This is a genomic window from Ruania zhangjianzhongii (assembly GCF_008000995.1).
Lineage (GTDB): Bacteria > Actinomycetota > Actinomycetes > Actinomycetales > Beutenbergiaceae > Ruania > Ruania zhangjianzhongii.
In genome coordinates this window covers 3,489,231-3,514,830 of the sequence record NZ_CP042828.1, presented here as the reverse complement: position 1 = coordinate 3,514,830, position 25,600 = coordinate 3,489,231, and the positions used below count along the sequence as shown (strand labels likewise).

21 protein-coding genes are annotated in these 25,600 nt (G+C 67.4%); 14 read left to right on the top strand and 7 right to left on the bottom strand.

Annotated features, from left to right (window positions below; all coding sequences use genetic code 11):
- Window positions 1-173 precede the first annotated feature (173 nt).
- Entirely contained in the window at window positions 174-1,559 is a 1,386-nt protein-coding gene (locus tag FU260_RS16300) for an FAD-binding oxidoreductase (RefSeq protein ID WP_147918014.1), read from the bottom strand.
- A 207-nt stretch (window positions 1,560-1,766) separates the two neighbouring features.
- Between FU260_RS16300 and FU260_RS16295 the strand changes: the two genes are divergently transcribed.
- The 9 genes from FU260_RS16295 (at window position 1,767) to FU260_RS16245 (ending at window position 10,818) form a co-directional block, all read left to right on the top strand.
- Window positions 1,767-3,335 carry an FGGY-family carbohydrate kinase gene (locus FU260_RS16295; RefSeq protein WP_147918013.1) on the top strand — a complete coding sequence of 523 codons (1,569 nt, stop codon included), beginning with the start codon at window positions 1,767-1,769 and terminating at the stop codon, window positions 3,333-3,335.
- Window positions 3,336-3,650: 315 nt separating this feature from the next.
- Window positions 3,651-4,598 (top strand): DUF6772 family protein, encoded by a 948-nt coding sequence (locus FU260_RS16285; RefSeq protein ID WP_210418105.1) that lies wholly within the window; start codon window positions 3,651-3,653, stop codon window positions 4,596-4,598.
- On the top strand, window positions 4,595-4,933 hold the full coding sequence (locus tag FU260_RS16280; protein WP_210418104.1) for a hypothetical protein: 339 nt from the start codon (window positions 4,595-4,597) through the stop codon (window positions 4,931-4,933). Before FU260_RS16285 ends, FU260_RS16280 begins: the two co-directional genes overlap by 4 nt.
- 105 nt (window positions 4,934-5,038) lie before the next feature.
- Window positions 5,039-6,283: an ABC transporter substrate-binding protein gene (locus FU260_RS16275; RefSeq protein ID WP_147918012.1), complete on the top strand. Its 1,245-nt coding sequence runs from the start codon at window positions 5,039-5,041 to the stop codon at window positions 6,281-6,283.
- Window positions 6,283-7,173: a carbohydrate ABC transporter permease gene (locus tag FU260_RS16270; RefSeq protein ID WP_147918011.1), complete on the top strand. Its 891-nt coding sequence runs from the start codon at window positions 6,283-6,285 to the stop codon at window positions 7,171-7,173. The genes FU260_RS16275 and FU260_RS16270 overlap by 1 nt, the downstream gene beginning before the upstream one ends.
- A gap of 95 nt (window positions 7,174-7,268) precedes the next feature.
- Window positions 7,269-8,012, top strand: coding sequence for a carbohydrate ABC transporter permease (locus FU260_RS16265; protein WP_168211812.1), 744 nt, complete (start codon window positions 7,269-7,271; stop codon window positions 8,010-8,012).
- A 111-nt stretch (window positions 8,013-8,123) separates the two neighbouring features.
- Window positions 8,124-9,182 carry a LacI family DNA-binding transcriptional regulator gene (locus FU260_RS16260; RefSeq protein ID WP_147918009.1) on the top strand — a complete coding sequence of 353 codons (1,059 nt, stop codon included), beginning with the start codon at window positions 8,124-8,126 and terminating at the stop codon, window positions 9,180-9,182.
- Window positions 9,183-9,256: 74 nt separating this feature from the next.
- Window positions 9,257-9,727, top strand: a complete 471-nt coding sequence (locus FU260_RS16255; protein WP_147918008.1) for a ribose-5-phosphate isomerase — start codon at window positions 9,257-9,259, stop codon at window positions 9,725-9,727.
- Window positions 9,728-9,798: 71 nt separating this feature from the next.
- Window positions 9,799-10,818 carry a hypothetical protein gene (locus FU260_RS16245; protein ID WP_168211811.1) on the top strand — a complete coding sequence of 340 codons (1,020 nt, stop codon included), beginning with the start codon at window positions 9,799-9,801 and terminating at the stop codon, window positions 10,816-10,818.
- A 16-nt stretch (window positions 10,819-10,834) separates the two neighbouring features.
- Here the strand turns inward: FU260_RS16245 and FU260_RS16240 are convergent, their stop codons facing one another.
- Genes FU260_RS16240 through FU260_RS16230 form a run of 3 tightly spaced genes read right to left on the bottom strand, consistent with a single transcriptional unit; the run spans window position 10,835 to window position 15,068 of the window.
- The gene (locus FU260_RS16240) at window positions 10,835-11,887 is read right to left on the bottom strand and encodes a class I SAM-dependent methyltransferase (RefSeq protein ID WP_147918006.1); all 1,053 of its coding nucleotides are present in this window, start codon (window positions 11,885-11,887) and stop codon (window positions 10,835-10,837) included.
- A 47-nt stretch (window positions 11,888-11,934) separates the two neighbouring features.
- Window positions 11,935-14,703: a glycosyltransferase gene (locus FU260_RS16235; protein WP_147918005.1), complete on the bottom strand. Its 2,769-nt coding sequence runs from the start codon at window positions 14,701-14,703 to the stop codon at window positions 11,935-11,937.
- Entirely contained in the window at window positions 14,700-15,068 is a 369-nt protein-coding gene (locus tag FU260_RS16230) for a hypothetical protein (RefSeq protein WP_147918004.1), read from the bottom strand. The genes FU260_RS16235 and FU260_RS16230 overlap by 4 nt, the downstream gene beginning before the upstream one ends.
- A gap of 143 nt (window positions 15,069-15,211) precedes the next feature.
- Here FU260_RS16230 and FU260_RS16225 point away from each other — a divergent pair, with 143 nt between their 5' ends.
- The 5 genes from FU260_RS16225 (at window position 15,212) to FU260_RS16205 (ending at window position 20,874) form a co-directional block, all read left to right on the top strand.
- Complete coding sequence (locus FU260_RS16225) at window positions 15,212-17,128, top strand: glycosyltransferase family 2 protein (RefSeq protein WP_147918003.1); 1,917 nt, start codon at window positions 15,212-15,214, stop codon at window positions 17,126-17,128.
- Between the two features lie 49 nt (window positions 17,129-17,177).
- Window positions 17,178-18,470, top strand: coding sequence for a nucleotide sugar dehydrogenase (locus tag FU260_RS16220; RefSeq protein WP_147918002.1), 1,293 nt, complete (start codon window positions 17,178-17,180; stop codon window positions 18,468-18,470).
- A gap of 161 nt (window positions 18,471-18,631) precedes the next feature.
- Entirely contained in the window at window positions 18,632-19,855 is a 1,224-nt protein-coding gene (locus FU260_RS16215) for an amidohydrolase (RefSeq protein ID WP_147918001.1), read from the top strand.
- Window positions 19,856-19,940: 85 nt separating this feature from the next.
- Entirely contained in the window at window positions 19,941-20,291 is a 351-nt protein-coding gene (locus tag FU260_RS16210) for a hypothetical protein (protein WP_147918000.1), read from the top strand.
- 85 nt (window positions 20,292-20,376) lie between these two features.
- Window positions 20,377-20,874, top strand: coding sequence for a low molecular weight protein-tyrosine-phosphatase (locus tag FU260_RS16205; RefSeq protein WP_147917999.1), 498 nt, complete (start codon window positions 20,377-20,379; stop codon window positions 20,872-20,874).
- On the opposite strand, the gene FU260_RS16200 is transcribed toward FU260_RS16205, so the two are convergent.
- From FU260_RS16200 to FU260_RS16190, 3 genes are all read right to left on the bottom strand, one after another.
- Window positions 20,871-21,740 (bottom strand): 13E12 repeat family protein, encoded by an 870-nt coding sequence (locus FU260_RS16200; protein WP_425328558.1) that lies wholly within the window; start codon window positions 21,738-21,740, stop codon window positions 20,871-20,873. The genes FU260_RS16205 and FU260_RS16200 overlap by 4 nt on opposite strands.
- 228 nt (window positions 21,741-21,968) lie before the next feature.
- Complete coding sequence (locus FU260_RS16195; RefSeq protein WP_147917997.1) at window positions 21,969-24,101, bottom strand: acyltransferase family protein; 2,133 nt, start codon at window positions 24,099-24,101, stop codon at window positions 21,969-21,971.
- Window positions 24,102-24,254: 153 nt separating this feature from the next.
- Window positions 24,255-25,418 carry an ATP-grasp fold amidoligase family protein gene (locus FU260_RS16190; RefSeq protein WP_168211809.1) on the bottom strand — a complete coding sequence of 388 codons (1,164 nt, stop codon included), beginning with the start codon at window positions 25,416-25,418 and terminating at the stop codon, window positions 24,255-24,257.
- Window positions 25,419-25,600 lie beyond the last annotated feature (182 nt).

Below are 25,600 nucleotides of genomic sequence, written 5' to 3'. Positions count from 1 at the left end.
CTGCCGGCCCCCGCGGCGCGCTGAGCGCGTTGGGTGCGCGTTTTGGAGCACCCCAAGAATCGGTTCGACACGTCCTTCGCCCGGTCGATACCCGGGAGCACGACCCCTGCAGCGGGTGACGAGTGAATGGATTCGCCCTGCGAGCGGGGCGAGCGGGCGTGGCGCGGGTGTGATCAGAGGATGGCGCCGGGGTTGAGCAGGCCGCGTGGGTCGAGTGCGTCTTTGATGGTGCGGTTCAGTGCGACGACGTCCTCACCCACATAGTCCGGCAGCCAGGCCTTCTTCGTCCGGCCCACCCCGTGCTCCCCGGTGATCGTGCCACCGAGCCCGATCGCCAGGTCCATCACCTCACCGTAGGCGACCTCGGCGCGGGCGGCCTGAGCTGCGTCGTCGGGGTCGAAGACCACCAGCGGGTGGGTGTTCCCGTCGCCGGCGTGTGCGATCACGCTGATCACCACCTCGTGCCGGGCGGAAATCTCGGCGATGCCGGTGACCAGCGAGCCCAGCTCCGGCAGCGGGACGCCCACGTCGCCGAGCAGTAGCCGGCCCTTGGCCTCCACGGCAGGAATCGCGGCCCGGCGGGCGGCGGTGTAGGTGTCCCCGGTGGCCTGGTCGCTGGTGACCAGCACCTCGGTGGCACCGAACTTGCGGAACACCTCAGCGATCACCTCCACCTCGCGGGTACCGGCCTCACCGGGCTGGTCGGACTGGGCGATCAGCATCGCCGCTGCGGTGCGGTCCAACCCGTAGCCGTGCACATCTTCGACCGCGTTCACCGCTGCGGCGTCCATGAACTCCAGCATCGAGGCCCGCACGGTGGAGGCGACCTCGAGCACCGCCTGGCAGGAGGCATCCAGGTCCGCGAACGTGGCGACCACAGTGCACGCCGGGGGCGGCGGCGGGATCAGCCGGAGCACGACCTGGGTGATGATGCCCAGCGTGCCCTCGCTGCCCACGAACAGCTTGGTCAGGCTCAGCCCGGCGGCCTCCTTCAGCCGCGGGCCGCCCAGGTTCACCACGGTGCCGTCGGCGAGCACCACGGTCAACCCGAGCACGTAGTCGGTGGTTACCCCGTACTTCACGCAGCACAGTCCACCGGCATTGGTGGCCACATTGCCGCCGATCGAGGAGAACCCCACACTCGCCGGGTCCGGCGGGTACCAGAGCCCCTCCGCGGCGGTCGCCTGCTTCAGGTCCGCGTTGATGATGCCCGGCTGCACCGTGGCCATCCGGGTCACCGGGTCGATCTCGTAGTCGGTCATCTCCGCCATCGAGATCACCAGGCAGCCGTCGACGGCGGAGGCTCCCCCGGACAGCCCCGAGCCGGCGCCGCGGGGCACCAGGGGGATGCCGTGCGCACCGGCATACCGCACGATCTGCTGCACGTCCTCGGTGCTGCGGGGCAGTACCACCGCCAGCGGGACACCGGCGTTCGGGTCCAGCGCCCGGTCCCACCGGTGCGCCTGCAACTCGTCGTCGGCGCTGAGCACTGTGACCTCGGGCATCGCCTGCCGCAGCCGGTGCAGTGCGTCGTGGGTGTCCGGGGCGGGGGTCGCCATCACCTGTGTCCTTCGGATCGGGGGATGCTTCGGAGTGTATCGCCGCCGGTGGGCAGTTCCCGGCCCTCGGGGCCGGTTCGCCCGCTGCCTGCCCGGTCACGCCCGCTCGCTTGAGCACTCGTCAGCGGCCGAGCGTCGGCGACAGTAGTCTGCTTCGCACACCAGGCCCGCGCCTCCTACCGCACCGACTCGATGAAGGGGCAGACCATGACCACTTCCCCCCGTTCTGACGGCCCGTTCGTGATGGGCATCGATTTCGGCACCGAGAGCTGTCGGGTCGCGATCTTCGACATCGCGGGCACGCCGGTCACCTTCGCGGCCACCCCCTACCGCACGCACCATCCCCGGTCCGGCTGGGCGGAACAGAGTCCGCACGATTGGTGGGAGGCCCTATCGGCTTCTACGGCGCAGTGCCTCACGGCCTCCGGCCTGCAGCCGGAGCAGATCGCCGGAATCTCCTACGACGCCACCACGATGACCGTCGTCGCCATGGACGCGAGCGGCCGCGAACTCCGGCCCGCCATCATGTGGATGGATGTGCGCGCGGTGGCGCAGGCGAAGCGGGCAGAAGCGAGCGCGTCGGTGGCCAGGCGCTACAACGGCGATGGCACCGGGCCGGCAAGCCCGGAGTGGTACCCGTTCAAGGCCGCCTGGTTGCGGGAGAACGAGCCCGACACCTACCGGGCCACGAAGTACCTGATCGACGCCCCGGACTGGATCAACTACCGGCTGACCGGTGAGTGGACCGTCAACATCAACTCCGCAGCGCACCGGATGTACTACGACCGGGACGAGGGGGGCTGGCCCGAGGACTTCTACGCGGACGTCGGTGCCGGCGACGTGTTCGAGAAGCTCCCCGAGCGGGTCCTCGATCTGGGCACCCCGGTGGCCGGTCTGACTGCCGGCGCGGCCCGCGACCTGGGATTGGTACCGGGAACCCCGGTGGCCCAAGGAGGTGCGGACGCCTGGGCCGGTCAGATTGGACTCAATGTGCTGCAACCGGGCCGGATGGCGCTGATCACCGGGTCCTCCCATGTGCTCTCGGGGCAGAGCGACAAGGCGCTGTCCGGTCGCGGCTTCTTCGGCGCCTACACCGATGGTGTCCTGCCCGGGCAGTACACGGTGGAGGGAGGTCAGGTCTCGACCGGGTCGGTGCTGAAGTGGTTCAAGGACAACTTCGCCAAGGACGTCACCGCCGCTGCCGAAGCCGCCGGCCGTAACCCCTACGACGTGCTCAACGAGCGCTCCCGGCATCTGCCTCCCGGCTCCGAGGGCCTGATCGTGAACGAATACTTCCAGGGCAATCGCACCCCGTACACCGACGGCCAGGCGCGCGGCATCATCTGGGGCCTGAGCCTGCATCACGGACCTGAGCACCTCTACCGCGCGATCCAGGAGGGCGTCTGTTACGGCACCGAGCACATCCTGCGATCGATGCGCACGGCCGGGCTCCAGCTGGAGGAGATGGTCGCCTGCGGTGGTGCGACGAACTCGGCCGACTGGATGCAGATGCACGCTGACGTGACAGGCGTGCCGATCGCCATCACTCAGGTCGGCGATGCTGCCGTCCTCGGCTCCTGCATCCTCGCCGCAGCCGGGGCGGGACTGTTCGACTCGGTCCAGGCCGCTGCCGATGCGATGGTGCACCGCACCGATGTGGTGGAACCCGATCGGGACAGGCACGAGGAGTACGCATACTTCGTGGACGCCTATATCGACAGCTACCCGCAGCTGCGGGAGAAGATCCACCAGGTCCAGGCGCACATCTCCGACTGAGCCCAGCAGGCCCGATCTGGTGAGGAGCGCACTACGGCGTGCGCCCCGCGGCACGCCCCGGACCGGGCCCCGGAGCGCGCCCCGGACCGGGCCCCAGAGCGCGCCCCGGAGCACCCACACTCGGTAGGGCAGTCGTGGTTGCCTCGATGTCAACAGGCGCCCCGATCTCAACGTTTACACCGGAACGGCTTGCGCAAATCTCAACGTTAATATATAAACGTTGAGATCGGGTTGGACGCAAAGTCGCTCCTCGCTCTCCGCGAGTGGAGGCTCGGCCTCGAACCCACTACTGGAACCAACGATGGAGGAGCAGTCGTGACCGATCGAGCAGCGCCCGACTACACAACGATGCGGCGGGCCCATTCCGATGCTGCGCCGGGGGTGACGAAGTTCCAGCCGTTGTCACGGATCATCGCCCACGACGACTTCAACTCGGGTACCCATGGCTGGACCCAGCTGTCCGGCAACTACGACGCCGCGGGCAACCTGGACACCCTCGAGCCGCAGATGTCGGACTTCCGTCCGCCGCAGCTCAGCTCGTGCAACTTCTATGACGTGGGCACCCATGGCGCGGTGAGCGGCACCTACGCGCTGAAGATGGCGACCAGGCCGATCAAGGGGCACACCGCGACCGCCATCCGACGGCTCACCATGCCGGTACGCGGCAAAGTGCAGCTGGAGGCCTACTTCACCTACAAGTCCGAGGCCAGGGCTCTGGATCCGAAGAACGCCCCGCCCAAGGAGTGGGACGGCAACTACCACCCGTCCGAAGACCTGTTCGGGGCCTTCACCCTCGGCAGCGACATGGACGACGGCACGCGGTACCACGTTGTCGCTCGGTACATGAACACCACGATGGACAATGTCCCGGACCGCCGCTGGTGGGCGCCGACCGTGGTGGAGCCGACCGGCAAAGAGCGCTTCGACGGCAAGGTGAACTACAGCAAGCTCGACGACTTCACAGCGCCCAATCCCGATGACTGGAAGCCGTTCACCGAGCCGCAGGACCTCTGCTACAACGAGGTGCCGACGAAGATCAACTGGCACTATCTGCGGTGGCAATTCGACACCGAGACGCGGACGAACGTCGAACTTCAGGTCAACGACAGAATCTACGACACCTCACAGGTTGACGTTCCGCTCTATACGGAGAAGTACCGCTCCCTCAACGGGCTGCTGAACTTCTACTTCTCGGTGCGCACCCATGCCGACGTGCGCAACTTCCTCTACATCGACTCCGCCCTCGTTTCGATTGACTGGTGACCACCGTGAATGAATCGCTGACTGTTCTGATCGAACGCAATACTGAATTCGCCTCGGAGTTCGCCACCGAACCCTATGAGGTCGCATGGGCCCGAGAGGCCCGCTGGTTCGTGGTGCTGGACGAGCCGCCGAACGGGGTGGAGTTCCGACTCGAGACGGAGATCTCGCCGGACGGTCTGGACTGGTGCCCGCTCGAGGACGTGCAGCCGCACGTGGCCGGTTCCCGGGTGACGTCCTGGTCGGTGCGCGACTTCGGCGGGTGGCTGCGGGTCCGCGGCTCGGTTGCCGGCCAAGGGCAGGTGAAGGGGTCGATCTTTCTGGCTCTCAAGGCGTAGTCGGACCGGCCTGGGCGCGGAGCGCGCGCCTGGGCCGGGAACGGCTCGATGAGTCACAGATACCGGGCAAAGAAGTTCGGAATCTAGTCCAACGGAGGATAGAAGATGACAAAGCAACGTCAGGCCGCTATAGCGGGTGTCGCGGTGGCCACTGCCCTGGGTCTCGCAGCGTGCGGTCCAGGCGGCTCAGAAGAGGATGGGCCGATCACGATCACCATGTCGACGTTCCTCGATCCGAACGGTCAGAGTGGACGAGAAGTCGCCTTGCGGGAGCTGATTGACTCCTTCGAAGAGGCCAATGAAGGAATCAACGTCGAGGTGCAGACCTCGCAGTGGTCCCTGCTGGCGCCGCAGTTCATGGCCGCGGCTGCCTCGGGCAATGCACCCGACCTCGCTTGGGTGACCGTCCTCGATCTCGATCCGGTACTGGATAATCAACTGTTCGCCGATGTCTCCGGCGCCTTCACGGACGAGGACCGAGAAGACCTGGACGATGCGTTCTGGCAACGGTTGACCGAGGGTGACGAGACCTACGGGGTGGTGCTCTCCCGGGTAGCCATGGGGTATCTCTACCGCGCCGACCTCTTCGAGGAGGCTGGCGTCTCGCCGAGCGATCTCGACACCTGGGAGAAGTTCACCGAGACCCTCAGCGAACTCGGCGACAGTGACCAGTGGGGCTTCTGCCAAGGTTTCAGCGAAGCCACCTCCGATGTCACGACGCTCGCAGCACGGATGGTCTACGAGCAGGGCACGCTGTTCGCTGATGACGGTGCGCCGATGTGGGATACACCCGAGGCGGTCGAAGCGCTCGACTACACGGTGGGTCTGGTCGAGGACGGCATCACACCGCCGGAGTCCGTCACCTGGAGCAGTGAGGATCCCTACGAGCAGTTCTCCGCAGGAAACTGCGTTGCCGCTATGGCCTCGGCCACTCGTGTCCCCACGATCCAGGAGCAACTCGGCGAGGAGGAGACCGGCTTCGCTCTGTTCCCGTCCGCCGAGGGCACCTCGAACGTCATCAACGGGTGGACCGTCGGCGTCTGGTCGGGAAGCCCGCACCAGGAAGCCGCCGCACGATTCGCCGCCCACCTGATCAGCCCCGAGGCGGACAGGTTGTGGGTAGAGACCGCTGGGCAGTCGCCGGCCCGTCAATCGACGACTGAAGAGCTCGATCTACCGGAGTATCTCCAGGTGGCCGATGCCGCGTTCGACGACGGGTGGCTTCCTCCCGCCGGCGCCGGTGGGGACTATCGCCCGGTGATGAACCAGATCGTGCTCGACGTGATGACCAACGGTACGGATCCGGCGACGGCGCTGCAGACTGCGGCCGAAGAATTCGCCGCTGACTGATGTCGTCTGCGCCAACGATTCGAGGAGGGGAGCGGCGTCTTGCCGCTCTCCTCCTCGCCCCCACCGCGATTCTGTTGCTGATCGTTCTCGTCCTGCCGACGATCTTCGCCTTCGTCTACAGCCTGCTGGACCTGCGGCTCGCGACCGTGGCCGGGTTTGCCGGGCTGGAGAACTGGCAGCAGGCGGTGTTCACCTCCTCGACAGTGCCGTTGTTGGCTCGTACGGCAGTTTTCGTGGCCGGCACTGTCGTGCTCACGGTGGCGCTCGCGCTTCCCATCGCCTCCTTGTTGGACCGGCTCACCCGTAACCGGTCGCTGGCGTTGCAAGTCGTCGTCATCGTTCCCTGGGTGCTCTCGACGGTTGTGGCCTCGCTGTTGTTTCGGTGGACCTGGTTGGAGAGCCTGGGAATCGGATCATGGCTCGCGGAGGTGCTCTTCAGCTCGAGAATCACCCCGCTACTGGAACCAGCGAGCGCCATGGTGAGCCTCATTCTGGTAGCCACGTGGCGCACGCTCGGCTTTGCGGTGCTGCTGCTCGTTGCCGGCCTGAAGTCGATTGACGCAGAAGTCTTTGAGGCCGGGAAGGTCGACGGCGCCTCAGCGCTGCAACGATTCTGGTTACTCACCGTTCCGCTGTTGAGGACATCACTGACCATCGTGGTCATCGTCCTGCTGGTGAGCAGCCTGAACAACGCCGAGGTGCCCCTCGTCGTGACCGGCGGCGGCCCTGGTGACGCGACGATGACCTTGGCGCTGCAGATCTATCAGACGGCGTTCACCGACCTCGAGTTCGGCGGTGCCGCAGCGCTAGCGAGCGCCGCGATGGTGATCAACATATTCCTCGTTCTTGCCTATACCAGGCTGAGCCGAATTGGGAGGCCGGACCTATGAATGGCCAACGGCAGAACGCGTTCGTCGGCCGCCTCGCGGCGATGGTCGGGGTTGCTCTGATCGCCCTGGTCAATCTGCTCCCCGTGCTGTGGGGAATGGCGACCTCGCTCAAACCCGTGCAGGAGATCCTGTCGCCACAACCGAGACTGTGGGGCTTCAGCGCGACGACCGAACACTATGAGACGGTCATCTTCGGCAGTTTCGGCAAGGCGTTCCTCACCAGCCTTGGTTACGGAGCGATGGCGACCTGCCTCGCCGTGATCCTTGCCTCGATGACCGCGTACGCGCTGGACCGCCTCAGGTTTCGGATGAGGCAGCTGGTCTTCTATGTCATCGTGGCCTGCGTTCCCCTTGCGATGGGAGCAGCGATTCTGGTGGTCCCCACCTACATCTACTTCACGGCGCTGGGCGTCAGCAACCAGTGGTACACGCTGCCGTTGATCTACCTCGCGCTGAACCTTCCGCTCGCCACCTGGGTGATGAAAGGTGCGATCGAGGCGGTGCCCACAGAGCTGGACCAAGCCGGCAAGCTCGATGGCCTGTCGAATATCGGCATTCTCGCCCGAGTGATCCTGCCCCTGTGCCGTCCGGGGATCTTCGCGGCTGGAATGCTCGTCTTCATCGGGGCCTGGAGTGAGTTCCTGGCTGGGACCGTGCTCGTGCAGAGCCCCACGCTGCGGCCGGTACAGGTAGCGATCTACTCCTATATCACTGCTTTCGGGAGGGCTTGGGGACCGTTGACAGCGGCCGCGATCCTTGCCGTGGTGCCGATCCTGGTTCTCCTGTTCGCTCTTGGTCGGCACTTGGTCAGCGGACTGATGAGCGGGTCGGTGAAGTGAGGAGTGCCCGTTGCCGGGTCCGCGTAGCATGTTCTGTGGGTCTGCAGGCCGTGGTCTCGCGAAGGTTCGGATGATGGTGGGGTAGGGGATCGTGTATCGGAGGCGTGGGCCATGACGCCGGAGGCCGCTCGACCGCCGACGATCAAGACGATCGCGCAGAACGTCGGGATGACTGCGAACACCGTCTCGCGTGCGCTCCGCGGCTCGGGCAGCATCAGTCCGACCACGCGGGACAAGATCCTGGCGGAGGCGCGCCGACTGGGTTACGTCCCCAATGCTGCTGCCCGCGCACTCGTGCTGGGCTCTGCGAACAGCCTCGGACTGGTCATGACGAATCCGTCCAACCCCTTCTACTCCGAGCTGTTCAGCGTAGTCGAGCGGCGCAGCCGGAAAGACGGCTACATGCTGCACCTCGCGGCAACGGAGGAGAACCTGCAGAACGAGGAGAGCGCCGTCGATGCGATGCTGCGGTGGCGGGTCGATGGCGCGATCGTCGTGTCCTCTCAGGGCTCCGACGCCCCGTGGCAGCGTCTGATGGCCAACGGGGTGCCGATGATCTGCGTCAACCGACCGCTGCTCGAGGTGGACTGCGAGCTGGTCGGCATCGACTACGAGCAGGGTGCTTACGATGCCACGGTGCACATGCTCGACAGTGGTCACTGGCCGCTCGTGGTGTTCGAGGAGGACTTGGAGATCACCACGGTGCACTCGCGAATCGCCGGTGTCCACCGTGCCTGTGTAGCCCGAGGGCGGGCGCCCGAGGACGTCTCGATCGTCCGGATCGAGAGTCCGCGGGAGAACAACAGCACGCTGCCGTGGCAGCCGCAGTCCGCCTATGCCGAAGCACGGCGACGGCTGGCACACATCCCGCGGGGAACCGGCGTCATCGCCGGTAACGACTTCCTTGCCCTTGGTGTATACCGTGCTGCGAACGAGCTCGGACTGTCCATGCCCGAAGACCTGGGCGTCTGTGGGCAAGGCGACCACCCGTTCTCGGCCTTCCTCAACCCGGGGCTGACGACGGTGCGGGCGCCGGTCCAGGAGATCGGTGCGGCCGCCGTCGACTGGATCATCCAACGCGTCCGCACCGGGAGTGACCACGCCCCGGCACACCGCCGGTTCGCCCCGGAGTTGCAGGTGCGTGGATCGACGATGACCGTGAACAGGTGATCTCCACCTAGACGTGCCCGTGCAGCCGCACGTGCCGTGACCTAGACCCACCCGAGAAGAGGAGTTGACCACCGATGTCCACCACGTGGCGGATCGTCGTCGGAAGTGACGACGCCGGTTATGAGTACAAGACGGCCATCAAGGCGCTGTTCGAAGCCGACCCGCGTGTGGCGGAGGTGACCGACGTCGGCGTCACGTCCGAGGAACACACCATCTACCCTGATGTCGCCGTCGAGGCCGCCGGCCGTCTCACCCGCGGAGAGGCCGACCGGGCCCTGCTCATCTGCGGAACGGGACTCGGAATGGCGATCACGGCGAACAAGGTCCCGGGAGTGCGCGCCGTGACCGCGCATGACAGCTACTCGGTAGAACGTTCCGTGCTCTCCAACGACGCGAGTGTGCTCACCTTCGGCCAGCGCGTGATCGGTCTCGAAGTCGCCAAACGGCTGGCCTCCGAATGGCTCGACTATCGGTTCGACGAGAGCTCGGCCTCGGCCGAGAAGGTAGCAGCCATCCGCGCCCACGAGCAGGCCCAGAGCGGCTGAGCCCTCGGGTGGGCAGTTCTGCCCGCTCCCGGCGGCCTGGCGCCGAGAGGTGAGCCCCTAGCATCGGCGCTGTGAGAAGGATCGCCGCTGGTGTCGGAGTGTTGCTGGTTGCCGCTGGGTTGACGGCGTGCAGCCCCGAGCAGAGGAGCCCCGGATATCTGGACCTGAGCCAGAGCTACTCGATGGCTGCCCTGGATCAGCAGATCACCGATGCCGCGGTTGCCATGCCGCACGTGGCTTTCCAGCTGACCTCCCTGGAGGTCCTCGACACGATCGAGGAGCCGTATGCCACCAGCTTCGGTTTGGGCGAGGAAGCGTTCGCGCCGGCGCCGGGGGAGGAGTTCGTGCTCGCGCGGTTGGACCGGGCGGCACCCTCCTACTCTGACGGCGGTGAGCCGGCGGTGACGCTGACGGCTGGCGGTACCGAGCACGATCTCACCGCGGACCTGGTCCCGATGACCGAGGAGCGGGCGTTGCTCCTGGTGAGTGTGCCGGAGGGTAGCGCCGTTCAGCTCGAGGTCACCGATGCCGACCGCAGCACCACCCTCGATCTGCGCACCGGTGAGCTAGGCGGGGATGCCGTGGACGCGACCAGCACTCGCCTGCTGCCCGGTGCCTGGGCTGAGCTGTCGGGTTCGGAGACGATGTCGGCCACCCTGCGCGCGGTGGACCCGCTGATGGAGCCCATACTTGGCGGTGACGTCGAGTTCACCATCGGTCTGGACGGCGCCACCGGCTCCCGGCACGCCTGGATCGACGGGCCCGGGTGGGCGCCAGAAGGAGAGGCGTACCTGCAGATCGACGGCATCAGCACGAATCAGGGCATCGGGGTCTGCTCGCCGCGATGGTCGCTGCCGGCCGGTTCGGTCACGCTGACCCCCGAGGGCGGTGAGCCGACCGAGCCGCTGGCGACCGACAATCTCGAGGGCAGCGAGATGATCGAGATGGAGGGCAGCATGTTCTTCCACATCCCGCTGGACATGACCGCAGCGGTGCTCACGCTCGCTCCCGAGCTGTCCACGATCGACTCGTGCGAGGTCTCTGCTGGGCCGGACCCGGGTTCGCTGGAGTTGCCGATCCAGTTGGCCTGATCGGGCCGGTGCGGGCTCAGTCGGTCCGCAGGCGCAGCAGCAGTGCCCGGCCGGCGAGGTCGCGCACCGTGTCCAGCGCGTGGCCCTCCCGCCAGGTGTCCAGGGCCGCGACCTCACCGGGACGGTCGGCGTCGTCGAAGAGGATGTGCGCACCGGGGGCCAGCCGGTCGGCGAGGACCGGGAGGGCAGGATAGCGGGCGAGCTCGCCGGTGGCCTGCGGCGGCCCGTCGACGATGAGCAGCTCGATACCCGCCAACCCGGTGAGGTCGGCGGAGTACCAGGGCATATCGCCCCGCGGGGTGCTGGTCGGTGCTAGCGGTGCGTGCTGCACCTGGGCCCAGTCGCTCAGGCCGTGCTCGGCGATCACGCGGTTGCTAGCCGCGGCGTACTCGGCGTCGTGATCCAGGGCCACCACCCGGCCGCTGCCATTGCGGCGCAACGCATAGGCGATCCACAGCGTGGAAGTGCCGGAGCCACACTCGACGACCAGCTGCGGACGGAGCCGGGAGATCAAGTTGACCAGCTCCACCAACGCCGTGGGTTCCATCGCCCACCCCGCCACTGCCGGGAGCGGCGCGTTCGGGGCGAACTGCCCGTGCAACTGCAGCAGCGCTTGGTTCTGGGTGAGCGAGTCCCGGCTCATCGCCCGCAGCCTGGAGCGCATTGATTGGCGATGCTTGCGCGCCCGCTCCGCCTCGTCGGTAAGAAGGGCCTCGACATCGCGCGTTTGGCCGCCGACGGCGCGAACCTGGTCGGCGACCGCGGTGACCTCATCATGAGCCTGGCGGGTGACTCTCGTGTTCCGCCTCACTCCGAGGTTGAGTTCCTTCAGCTCGGTCGCCTGGTTCGCCGTCCGAGCGGCCAGGGTCCGCAGCTCCGCCCGGTTCCGGCGCAGATCGGCAGCCAGATCGGAGAGCCGCTTGCGGGCGTCCAACTGGATCAGTATTGCTGCGGCGAGACCGACCAGCAGGAATGCCCCGGCAAGGCCCTCACCGCGCCACACAAGGAAGACCGCACCGAACACCGCAGTCGCCACTACGGCGACCATCGCGAGCTGACGTCTGGGCACCAGCGCATCCCTTCATCGGAGTGTGACCCGAGCGTAACCTAATGCGCTCATGAGCCGACGGTGTCAGCCGTCGCCTGCACGCCGCTCTCGGCAACGGGCCGTGCAGGCTGCTGTTCCAGCTCCGCCAGCGCGGCGACCAGAGCCGCCTGGACCTCCGCCGGTGGAGCCGACCGCGGGTGCACCAGATCGAGCCGACCGGCCCGCTGCCCATCGGCGAGCGTGCGCACGGCGACTGACATCACCCGCTCAGCCACGCCGTCGTGGGCGGGAAGCGGCAGGTGACGGTCTGGGGCCACCTGAACTGCCCACTCGGGGCCCCGGGGGAGCCGCGATGCCGCAGCGCTCTCACCGGCCAGCGACCGCATCCGGGTAGCGAAACCGGCGTAACCGAACTGCTCGGACACCCGACGCCGGGAGAGCTCGACCTGGGCCGCATAGGCGGCTGGGTCGGCCACCAACCGATCCACGAGCGCTACCGCCTCGTCCGGTTCGGCATAGAGCACCGCGTCGCCGAAGGTGTCCCGGTGCTTGGGCGAGACGATCGTCAGCACACCACTAGCCGCTGCCTCCAGGATCACCCGGCCAAACGCCTCGTTCGCGCGCGGGTTGTCCAGGTAGACGAAAAAGTCCAGCCCGGCCAAGAACTCGCGCACGTCCTGGGACTTGTGCGGCAACAGCTCCCAGTTGCCCGGGACACGCACGCTCCGGCCCGCCTGGCGCAGCAACCGGGGCACAGTGCTGGTCGCGCCCATCATCCGCACCCGCACCGTGGCCGCGAAGGCGTACGCCGTGAGGAGCTCCTCGGCCGACGCTGGAAACTTGATCGCATCGTCCCGCGAGTAGCGGCCCACGACCAGCGGCCGACCCAGCGCCCGGTTCCGGCGCACCTCCCAGGCCTCGGTGTCGATCAGCCCGGTGTTGTCCCAGTCCGCCAGCGCCGCCCCGCCGGCACGCTCCAGCGCGCGTCGCACTGTGGGTCCCTGGGGCACCCAGGTGGGCGGCACCCCGAACAACGTGGTGGCGTTTGCGGTGACGTCCGCCGGCACGTACCGCTGGTCAGACCCATCAGGTTCACACGGCGCCTGGTTCGCCACGATCAGCACCCGCTCCGGCCGGACAGCAGCCAGCGTGTGCGGTGGGTATTGCAGGATTGGGGGATAGCGCAGCAGGAGGGTGCCGATACTGGCGCGGTCGTCGAGATGGATCCACTCCACCTCGCCGGCGGCGAGGAGTTCACGCACGGGGAGGCAGAGCCCGTCGTTGCGCCGGGTCATGAATCGCAGCGCCTCCAGGTGCATGATGCCCACCCGTAGTCCGTCGGCCCGGCAGGCAGCGATCTCCGCCAACATCGAGTTCTGCGGACCGCCATGCCGGCGCCAGTCCCCGGCGAACACGACGTCGAACCTGGGAGCGGGCGCATGAGCGTCGGCCAGCCGGGTGGACCACCGCCGCGGCGCCGGGAACGGGCGCTCCGCGAGCGGATCGAGATAGGCGGACCGGCCAGCGCGGATCTGGTCATGAAAGTCCCGGTGTGCCTGGGTGTACTCGTTCCGGGACCCGTGCCGCCAGCCGGCAGCGAAGTCCGAGGCGGACAAGGAGTCCGGATCTGCCCGCATCAGCGTCAGCGCAGCCTTCGTGGTCAGTGTGATCGCACGGCCGAACGCGGCCTCCAGGCGTCGGGCGAACTCGGTGTCGGCAGCCTTGTAGACCGGGTCGTAGAACCCGATCCGGGCCATCACCTGCTCACGCCGGAACATCAGCGACGTAGCTGCCGGCACCACCACCTGGTATCCGGGCCGGGTGACCTCGAGGTTCGCGCTCACCCGCGCTCCCCAGCCTCGGGTGGCGGGTACTCCGGGCGAGCTCAGCAACGGTGCGGCACCGGTGGCCAGGTAGGCCGGGTGGGCCCAGTCGTCGGAGTCGAGGTACGTGACCAGCTCGCCGCGCGCTTGGGCTAGCGCGGTGTTCCGGGCGCGGTAGGTGCCGCCGTTGACTGCCTTGTGAATGACCCGCACCCGCTCATCGAGTGCCCGTACCTGTGTCCAGATACCAGGTGCGGCAGCGGTGGACGCATCGTCGATCACCAACAGCTCCCAGCGCTGCCAGGTCTGGTCCCGGATCGATCGCGCCGCGGTCAGCAGCTCGGCACCAGGATTGTGGGCTGCCATGATGACCGTGATCAGCGGGCCACCGGTCACCGGGACGCCCAGCTCGGCGCCGACTCGGTCCAGCGGTGCTGCGTTGCCCGGCAGTAGCTCGAGGGGAGCGAAGGAACGCTTCAGCACCGCGCTGCTGAGCTCGGCCAACCAGGGTCCGGTCACCTCCGGGCCGCCGGGCAGGAACGGGTTCTGCAGATCCGCCACGATGCCGCGGTGCTGACGGCCGGGAATATCGGCGCTGACGAGCAGATGCTCCAGCTGCTCGCGCCGGCGATGACGCATCAGAAGCTGCAGGTAGAGCGTGCTGTGATCACCGAGAGCACGGAGCCCGCCCGCCTCGGCGAGGGCCTCGAACAGGTCCAACGCTGCCCGCTGTTCGTCCAGGTCACCGGTCTGCAGCGCCAGGACGCGAGCGAGCTCGGCCGCCCACTGCGGATCCAGCAAGTTGCGCACCCCCCGTGCGTCCAGGCCTCGATAGGGCAGTGCAGCGATCTCCGCTGAGGAGAGCCGGCCCAGACTCGCCAGGTGTGCGAGCACCTCGCGCCCGGCCACGGACCGGGTGCGCAGCAGTGTGGCGGCGAGTGCCGCCGGGTCGCGACCGGCTAGTCGGGCGTGGTCTGCATGCACTGCCGCAGTGCTCAGTGCACGCTCCTTCACTGTTGCTGAGCCCCGGCCCGGGCCCGCTCCTCAGCGGCCGCCACCAGGGCAGTGGTGGCGAGTTCTAAGCTGTCCTGGGCGCGGTCCAGCCGACCCACGTACTGGGCCTGCAGCAGGCGGATCGTGCCCATCAGATCCTCCTCAGTAGTGGCCGGTGCAGCCTTGACCGGCGCGGCTACCGGCCGCTGGCCGTACCGGGCCCGGGAGCGCTTGTTTGTGTCCAACGCGACGGCACCGATCAGCAGGAGCAAAGCCGCCATACCGACAGCGGGGAGCCAGGGATGGCCGAGGGCTGCGGTTGCCGCAGTAAACAGCGCTGGAACGGCGAGAACGCCGAGACCGAGCAGAAACTTGCGTGACCTCACGCCGCTCGTCCTCCTGCTAGTCTCGCGGTGTTCATCATCACGTGCCCTCCTCGGGTGCAGTCGTCAGAAGCGGAACTTCTCCGACCACACCAGAGAAGAGGGATCACTACGTGACGGCCAGTCCTCCATGTGATGAACAGTTGGTGACGATCGCCCGGAGCCCCGAGGCGGACGTGCTCAGTAACCCCGTGGGTTACACCCGCGCTGCCCTGCGAACCCGGTCCGGGGCGGTATTGGACCTGTTGGCTCGCGCCACCACTCGCGGGGAGCATGACCACACCGGGTTTGCTGCCCGGTTACGCGATCCGGCGGTGCCATCGGCGTGGTTTGACTCCCGTCGTCGAGCCACGTTCGCCTCGTTGCTCACCGCTCTGTCCACCGACGGTGCGCACGCTGACGCAGCCCTGGCGGGCTGGTTGGTGCTCCAGCGGGCGCGTGGCGCCGCGGGTATGGGGGAGACCGCCCAGCTGCTGCTCGCGCAGCTGGCGCTGCAGGCCGGTCGCCGGGACGTGGTGCGTACGGTGCTTGCCACGGGGCAACGCTTGCACCCCACGATCCGGCACTATCTCGAGGTGGACCTGGCCAACCCGTACTCGCAGGCCGGTCGACCGATCGGCAACGCCGCCGGACCGGCTGCGCACCGGGTGTGGGAACGGCTCCTGGGTGAGCCGTTCGCCCAGGCCGGTTTGACGCCCCCCACGGTGAGCACCACAGAGGCGACGTTCTTCGACGGGCTCGCTGCGCCGTCGTCGCCCTCCACCGGAGGACCGTTGGTGAGTGTGATCATGCCCTCCTACCGCCCGGACGCCGGTCTGCTCACCTCGGTCACATCGATCCTGGCGCAGACGCACGCGCACCTGGAGCTGATCATCGTCGACGACGCTTCCGGCCCGAGTTACTGGCCCTGGTATGAGCGGGCGCAGGCTCTGGATTCCCGGGTGCGGGTGCTCACCCTGGAGGCCAACGGCGGTACGTATCCGGCGCGCAACGCCGGACTCCGAGAAGCTACCGGGGAGTACATCGCCTTCCAGGACAGCGACGACTGGTCCCACCCGGAGCGGTTGCGCAGACAGCTCGACGTGCTGCAGAAGAATCCGGAGGCGAGCGGATCTCTCAGTGAGGCGATTCGCGCGATGGACGACCTGACCCACCAGTGGCTGGGGTACTCGCCGCGCCGGCGGAACGCCTCATCCCTGATGATCCGCCATGAGGTGCTGGCAGCGGTGGGTCCGTTCGACCCCGTGCGCAAGAGCGCCGATTCAGAGTTCTACGAACGGATCCAGCACGCCGTCGGCCCGGTGCTCGACGTGTCGCAGCCGCTGGCCATCACCCGGTTGCGGGCGGGCACGCTCTCTCGGTCGGACTTCCGGTACGGGTGGATGCACCCGGAGCGGCTGCTCTACCGGGAGAGCTATCGGCACTGGCACCGCACCGCTGCGGAGCTGCGGATGCCGGCCGACGGAACCCGGCCGTTCGCTGCGCCACCATCGTTCACCACAGCGCGCGGAGAGCTCGACCCGACGGAGGTGGACGTGCTCGTGGTGGCCGACCTCTCCGTCGGTGCGGTGGACCTGGCCCGGTTCGACGAGCTACTCCAGCAGGTGGCGAGCAGTGGGCTGACACTCGGCGTGCTCCACCAGGAGGACGCCTTCCAGGCCCGGGCGCAGCGCCCTGACCTGGACCCGGAGGTGCTGGAGCGCGCCGCGCGCTCGCAGTGTCACCTGCTCGCCTCGACCACGCCGGTGGATGCCCGGGTGGTGCTGGTGCCAGATCCGCATCTGTTGCTCACCCGCCGCGAGCCGCCCCCGCGGGTGCACACGACGGCGGTGCTCACCGTGGTGAGAGTGCCCACCCGTGCTGAGGAGGTGCTCGACCACCTCGCCGTGTCCGACGGCTGTCGGCACGCCTTCGGCCGCCGCCCGCGCTGGGTGACCCGCTCCGAGCGGGACCTGACCACCCTCACCGAGGACGGGTTCAGCGGACTGGGCCTGCTCGCCGAGGAGATCGAACTGCTCGCTGACGAGGTCGGTATGATCGGCGAGGGCGGTGGACCGCACTGACTCTGTGGTGCCCGCACCGTTCCAGTCTGCGAGGAGCCGAGGAGCCACATTGAGGATCACCGTCGTCGCGATGGGAAAGATCGGCCTCCCGCTGGCCGTGCAGTTTGCCTCCCGGGGGCATGAGGTGATCGGCGTGGACGTGAACCAGGCCGTGGTGGACCAGGTGAACGCGGGCACCGAGCCGTTCCCTGGTGAGGCAGACCTCGATGCCAAGCTCGCCGAGGAGGTGGCTGCCGGCCGGCTGCGCGCCAGCACTGACTACGCCGACGCCGTCCCCGGTAGCGATGCCGTAGTGGTGGTGGTCCCGTTGTTCGTGGACGACGACACCTGGGAGCCGGACTTCGGCTGGATGGACAGCGCCACCCGGTCCCTGGCCACGCACCTGACGCCCGGCACGCTCGTCTCCTACGAGACGACCCTGCCGGTGGGCACCACCCGCACCCGGTGGAAGCCGATGATCGAGGAGATCTCCGGGCTGACGGAGGGGGAGGACTTCCACCTGGTGTTCTCCCCGGAGCGGGTCCTCACCGGGCGGGTGTTCACCGACTTGCGCCGCTACCCGAAGCTGATCGGGGGGCTCAGCGAGGCAGGGGCTCGCGCGGCAGCGGCGTTCTACACCGACGTGCTCACCTTCGACGACCGGCCGGACCTGGACCGCCCGAACGGGGTGTGGGACCTGGGCAGTTCCGAGGCAGCGGAGATGGCCAAGCTTGCCGAGACCACCTACCGGGACGTCAACATCGCGCTGGCGAACCAGTTCGGCACGTTCGCCGCTGCGCACGGCATCGACGTGCACGAGGTGATCGCCGCCTCGAACTCCCAGCCGTACTCGCACATCCACCGGCCCGGGATCGCTGTGGGCGGGCACTGCATCCCGGTCTACCCGCGGCTGTACCTGTGGACCGACCCGGACGCGAGCGTGGTGCGCACCGCTCGCGAGGCGAACATGGCGATGCCCGCCTACACCGTGGGCCTACTCACCGGCGCCCTTGGGGACCTGGCCGGGAAGACCGTCGTGGTCCTGGGCGCCTCCTACCGTGGCGGGGTGAAGGAGACCGCGTTCTCCGGAGTGTTCCCCACTGTGGCTGCACTGACCGAAGCAGGGGCCCGGGCGGTGGTGCACGACCCGATGTTCACCGACGAGGAACTCACCGCCCACGGCCTGGACGCCTACCACCTGGGTGAGCCGGCCGATGCGGCGATCGTCCAGGCTGACCACCGCGAGTACACCGAGCTCGGCCCGAGCGATCTGCCCGGGATCCAGGTGCTCGTGGACGGGCGCCACCTCACCGACCCGGCCCGGTGGGATGGCGTTCGGCACCTGAGCATCGGCGTCGGCTGACCGCTCCTTGCCGCAAACCCGCACCGCGCGCTGAATCCATTCACTCGTCACCTCCTGCGGCCGGTCGATACCCGGGAGCACGACCGGGCGAAGTAGGTGCCGAATGCGCTGGGGTGAGCGGCTCCGTCAGTTCTGTTTGCGCCCTGTAGCAGACTGGGTGCATGACTGACGCACGCATCCTGGCCATCACCGGCGGCCATGTGGTCCCGGTGAACGCACCTGACCTCCCCGGCGGCACTGTGGTGATCACCGATGGGGTGATCAGCGCTGTCGGGGGTTCCGACACCGCTGTCCCGGACGGCGCCGAGACGATCGACGCACGCGGCAAGTGGGTGTTGCCGGGGTTCGTGGAGTCGCACGCGCACCTGGGCGTCGCTGAGGACGGTGAGGGCTGGTCCGGTGACGACACGAACGAGATGACCGATCCGAACGGTGCCCGCTTCCGCGCTCTGGACGGTATCGACATCGAGGAGGTCGGCTTCCGCGATGCGCTCGCCGGCGGGGTGACCACGGCCGTCGTCAAGCCCGGGTCGGGGAACCCGATCGGTGGCCGCACGGTGGCGATCAAGACGTGGGGCGGGCGGACCGTGGACGAGCAGCTGATTCGCGCGGACGTCTCGGTGAAGTCGGCGCTGGGGGAGAACCCGAAACGCGTCTACGGGGAGAAGAAGGAGACTCCGTCCACGCGGCTCGGGGTGGCCGCCGTGCTCCGGGAGGCGTTCGTGGCCGCGCAGAACTATGCCGCGGCACGGGCGCACGCCGAGAGCAAGGGGGAGCCGTTCGCTCGCAACCTCACCCACGAGACGCTGGTGGCTGTGCTCGACGGCGAGCTCGCCTGGGACCAGCACTGCCACCGCCATGACGATATGGCCACCGCGATCCGCATTGCCGAGGAGTTCGGCTACCGGTTAGTGATCAACCACGGCACCGAGGGGCACAAGATCGCCGACGTGCTCGCAGAGAAGAACATCCCGGTGATCTTCGGCCCGATGTTCACCTCCCGGGTGAAGGTCGAGCTGCGTGATCGGGCGATCGGCAACCTGGCCGCGATCGCGGCTGCGGGGGTGCAGGTGGCGATCACCACCGACCACCCGGTGGTGCCGATCAACTTCCTGGTGCACCAGGCCACGCTTGCGGTCAAGGAGGGGCTCCCGCGGGAGGTGGCGCTGCAGGCGTTGACCGCCAATCCGGCCCAGATCCTCGGCCTCGCCGATCGGGTGGGCGCCCTGGAGGCCGGCCGGGACGGGGACGTGGTGGTCTGGGACGCGGACCCGCTGGAGATCGGCGCCCGTAGTGAGCACGTGATCATCGGCGGCACGGTGGTGCAGCAGCCCACGCCCGACGGCGGAACTCAGGTCGTGGAGCGCGGCGAACGGTTTCGCTGAGCTCCCGATGGGGAGTGCTGCCCCTGGGTAGTGCTGCCCGTTCCGGAGAGCGGCTGGTCCGGTCGAGGCATGCCACGCTGAGCGCATGTCCCGATCTCCTGTCCGCACCGCCCTGACCGCAGTTGCCGCCATCACCTTCGCCCTCGTCGGCCTGACCGGCTGCACCAGCACCAGCTACAGCTGCTCCGGCGGTTCATGCTCGATCACGCTGAAGGGTGAGGGTGCGAGCACCGAGATCGACCCGTTGTCCCTGGGCCTGACCACCTCCGGTGAGATCACCTTCGAGCTGGTCAGCATCGCCGGTAGTGACGCGACCTTCGCAATCGGCGGCACCGAGAGCCAGTGCGCCGCGGGGGACCAGGTGAGCGTCGGCGACCTGTCCGTGACCTGCACCGCGATCGCCGACGGCGCCCTCGAGCTGACCGCGGCGGGATGAAGCCGAACGAGTCACTGACGGTGAGCGGTTTCCAGGTAACGTGCACAGGGATCGGCGAGGACGAACTGACGGTGGAGGTCTCGAGATGAGTGTGCTGCCCGACCCGGACTACCGCGTGCTGGTGGTCTGTACCGGCAACATCTGCCGCTCGCCGATGGCCGAGGTGGTGCTCACCGAGCGCTTCGACGACGCCGGACTGTCTCAGCGGGTCCGGGTGGACTCGGCGGGGATCAGCGATGAGGAGCATGGCAACCCGATCGATTCACGTGCCCAGCAGGAACTGCGCGAGCGGGGCTACCCGGTGCCGCACCACACGGCCCGGCAGGTTACCGCTGCAGATGCCGAGCGTTACGACCTGTTCCTGGCGATGACCGGGCAGCATGTCCGCGGGCTGCGCCGCGTGGGGGTGCCGGAGGAGAAGATCCGGCTGTACCGGTCCTATCCGCCGGACGGCAGTGGCGGGGACGTTCCCGACCCCTGGTACGGCGACCAGGGCGGCTTCACCCGCTGCCTGGACACGATCGAGGAGATCGCACCGGAGATCGTGGCCGACGTCGGGGACGCACTGCCTGCGGATGATTAGGCAAAATGTAGGACGGAAACTAGGCAAAGTGTAGGACGAAGGCTAGGCAAAATCGCCAGCCGGCTGCCTCCTTGGCGTAGGAACTGCGCCAGGCCGGGCGGCGCTATCCGGGAACGTGCCTCCATCGCAACCAGCTGAGTACCGCCGGGTGGAGTGAACAGCCGCCGGACCCAGGCCCCCAGCCCGCCACCGTCGTCGGTGGTGTCGCTCGCCCGAGCGACCAGCTCCCGGGCCCACCGGGCTGGCACCACCCCATGTCCGGGCACGAACGCCGGGTCGTCGGCGTTGTTCAGAAGCGACCGGTCGGTCATCACCAGCTGCACGTCCACCCGGCACCGCTCGGCCGACGTCCGGCCGGTGACGCGCTCCACCAACGTGTCGGCCATGATCTGTCCCTTGGAGCGCTCGTCGCCCTGGGCCCGCAGTTCGTCGGCCCGCCGGAGCAGTGCGGCATGCACAGCGACGCCCTGCGCGACCGCAAGCAACGCGGTGACCTGCGCCATCGTGTCCGGCGCCGGACGGATCGTCACCCTCCGGTCGGCCTCGGCTTTGGCGGCCCGGCGTACCAGCGCCGCCTGGTCCAGCCGTGCAGTGAGCGACCGTGCCTCAGCAATGAAACGCTTGTCGCCCCACGAGGCGAACCGGTCCGGGTCGCCACACAGCTCAGCATCAAAGGCTTCACGATCGGCCACGGTCAGACATGCGCTCTCTCCCACCAGCAGAGTGGCCCGCCACTCGTTCAGGCGGCCGTGTGCGAGTGCCGACAGCGTATGCGGCATCTCGGCGATCAACGCCTTGGCAAGACCCAGGCACTGACTGCCGCGCACGGGTGACACCCGCCGGGCCAGCACCACCTGTGCGGCCACTCCTGCGCCCCTCCGCTCGGCCGGGATGCCCCGGTCGGCGCGCTCGGCCCGTGTGGCCGCGTCCAGATCCGCTGAGAGCCTCGCCTGTGCAGACGAGATGGCCCCGGTGCAACCCCTTGCGGCGACCCGTCACGGATGCGCAGGTGGAAGGTGTCCATGCCGCGCTGCGCCAGTGAACCGGGCTGCCGAGAGAGTCCAGCCGGAGCGGCCGCGGCCTCAGAGTGCGGGCTATTCGGCCGCGGCCACTGCTGCGACGAGTTCCTCTTCCAATCGACTCGACGTGGTACGGACAAATGTGTCGGTCAGGTGTGAGCCCTGGCGGTAGACCAGGACGTTTCCGATCACCGGAACACAGACGTTGTCCTCGGGACAGATCACGGGGCTCATGTCGATGGTCTGGACCCCGTCGACCCGCTCAGCGGCGACCAACTGCGCTGAGGCTCCGCTGCTGTCGATAGCGTTGTCGAGGCCGAAGGCACACTCAGCAAGGTCGTCCGGATGCTCGGCGACGCATTCGTACACGTTCCCGTTGGGACTCGGATTGTCTAGCAGGGCGATGAGGGGGATCTCAGCGTCGGTCAGTGGTGTCCACTGTTCGACGAGAGCGTCGGCCATCGCCGCGCGTGAGCCGCTGTCCGGATCGTTCCAGTCCTCCAGCGCCTCGGAAGACCGGCCGGAGGTGAGGACGACGTCCGGGTCGAGCTCGAGCAGTTCAGCGAGCACATTCTCGTTCCACTGCGCACAGGTGGTGTCGGGCTCGCCTGACCGTACTTCCATCCCGGCACTGAACGCGCAGGAGGACTTGGTGAACGAGATGACCCGCCAGCCCTGGTCTTGAGCGACCTGATCCACCGCGGACCACCACTGCAGCATCTTGGAATCACCCACCATGGCGATGGTCATATCGCCGTCCGGGTCGCCCAACTCGCACATTTGCGCCTCCGAGGTCTGCTGACCTGCGTGGCACTCCTGTGCTGCCGGCGGGGGAATATCCTCGGTTGCCTGGGTTGCGGCCGGAACGAACCATTCCACGGATGCCAGGCTCGCCAACGACCCGGCTGGCGGTTCGGTTCCGGAACCGACCGCCTGTGCTCCGGCTGCTGCTTGTTCTTCTTGGGGGTTGGTCCCCACCTGCGGAACCACGAGCATTAGCACGAGTCCGGCGGCGACTCCGGCGAGGGAGAAGTTGGCTCCCATCGACAACGCCAACCGGTTCGACTTCGCGATCGGCTTGGCGAACCGGAACGGGTTCTCCACAAACCTGTAGGACAAGTACGCCGGGATGAAACTCGCCCCAGCGACCAGCAGCCCCCGCTTGCCACCGAGCTCACCCCAGAAACCAGCAGCAGCAACCAACAACGGCCAGTGCCACAAATACAACGAATACGACAGGCCCCCCACCCACACCGCCGGCTTCCACGACAACAACCCCGCCGCACCCGCCCGACCCGAGGTATACCCCGCCACAATCACCGCAGCAGTACCCAGTACCGGCCACACCGCCGCATACCCCGGCCACGCCACCGCACTACTCAGGAACACCCCACTCGCGATCACCGCGACCAAACCAGCCCAACCCAACACCACCGCAACCAACCGCGGCACCCGCAACCACCACGTGGCCCCGATCGCGACCAACGCCCCCACACCCAACTCCCACAACCGCGTCGGAGTCACAAAGAACGCCGCCTCCGGATTCGAAGCCGTCATCACCACCGACCAGATCAACGAAGGCACGATCACCAACCCGATCGCCACCCCCATCACCGGCCGCAACCGCGCACCACTGCGCCGACGCACCCACCAGCCCACCAACACCAACAACAACGGCCACACGATGTAGAACTGCTCCTCCACCGCCAACGACCAAAAATGCTGAACCGGCGAAACCCCCACACCCTCAGCCAGATAATCCACCGACCGCCCAGCAAGAACCCAATTCACCACATACAACGCCGCACCCACGATGTCCCCACCAAAAGTGCGCCACTGCACCACCGACACCGACGCCCACGTCAAGGCCGCCGTGACCACCAACACCAACCCAGCAGCCGGCAACAACCGCTTCGCCCGACGCGCATAAAACCGGCCCAACGACACCCGACCATCACGCTCGAGCTCCCGAATCAACAACCCCGTGATCAAAAACCCCGAAATCACAAAAAAGACATCAACCCCCACAAACCCCCCAGGCACCAACTCCACCACCCCAGCGTGATAGACCAGCACCAAACCAATCGCCACAGCCCGAAGCCCCTCAATATCAGGCCGAAAACCCCCACCCCCACGCACCCTGCCGCCAGCCTCTCGCCCAGCACCGGTTGCCCCAGCCCCAGCCGCCGCCTCGACACGCGAACCCATCAACACCCACCTTCCACAAAACCGACCCCGCGTACTGTAACCGCTCCACCCACACAGACCCGCCCCAGAACGCTACCCACACACCGACCCCTCAGCCCCCACCCCCCACCTCACCCACCACCGGAACAAGACGGTCGGCCGTGTGTGGTGCGATCATTCGCACCATTGCGTGCAGTCCACGGTGGTCCGGCCGAAGTTGGCCGGTGAGAGAGGATCATCACTAGGTGGATAGAGGCGTAGATCCGCTGCTGTGCCAAAAACCGGCCCAGCCGGCCGCCCGGAGTTCAGGTCGACCTCCAACCGAGCGCTGGCCCGGACCCATTGCCAGCCGAGCATCTCATCATGGTCCTCGACGAAATACTCATTGCCACCACTCGGAGCTCGGGTGATCTCGCCGAGTACGATCCCGCGCGAAGTGTTATAGAGATCGACGCGGCAGAACGGTAGTCCGATCGCCCGGGACAGATGCTTGGCGGCGGTGGAGATCTCGGGCAGAGAGTTCGGCACCTGGATGGTCTCGTCGTGTGTTCTACCGACTGCGACGGGGCCGTAGTCCTTGCCCTGTTCGTTAACGAACTTGAGCCGGATGGTGGACGGGTCACCGTGCTCGCCAACTTTGCGGACCAAGATCTGTCCAACCTCGCCGTAGAACATATAGCACTTGACGTCGTCGGGGAGCGGGGCACGGTCCGCAGCGACGAGCAGCTCCTCGGCAAAGTAGGGAGCGCGCGCGCGACGGCCGAGAGAGCGCAGGTGTCCTAGCAACTCGGACTCGGTGTATTCGGCCTTCCCGCCAATGACCCCGTACCGATCGTCGTCGAGCCGTTGCAGGGGGAAGACAGCGACTGAGCCTGCGCCCCCGTCAGACTTGAGCACGAAGGTCTCCGGCAGAGCGCCTAGGTCAATCGATGCGATGTCCGGCCACACCTGATAGGCGGTGGGGACCCCGACGCCGTGGCTGGCAGCGAACTCCAGGTTCCGTAGCTTGTGCGGCAGCTGAAGGGCCGCGGAGCGATGCGGATCTTTGAGCTTATGCTCGGCGCGCACCACCCGAATGTACTGCCGGATCGACTGTCGAAACGAGGCACTGGTCAGGTCGTCGAGACGGTCACGCTCGTGCTGGACGGACGCAAGTTCCCCCTCTAGTTCGCGTAGGCGCTGACGAAGGGATCGGGAGGAATCCTCACCTCGACCGGCACGGCGGACGCCGCTGGCAAGGGCTTTGAGTCGAGCCCGAATGTTGAGGACCACCAGGACGCCGAGTGTGACCAGGGCAATGATGCCTGCTAGCCCGATCTGAGGCAGGTCGAGTAACACGGCGGTGACGGTCCCGGTAGCAACAATCAGGACCGCCCCTGTGAGGGCGCGCTGCCGCCTCGTGGTACCGAGCATACGTCCGTTCCATCTGAGCCCACGGTTGGGGTGAGCAGGCCGTGACTGACTGGAACAGAGTACGGCATGGAGTTCACACGGTCAGATATCCTGTGTCGGCTACTGGC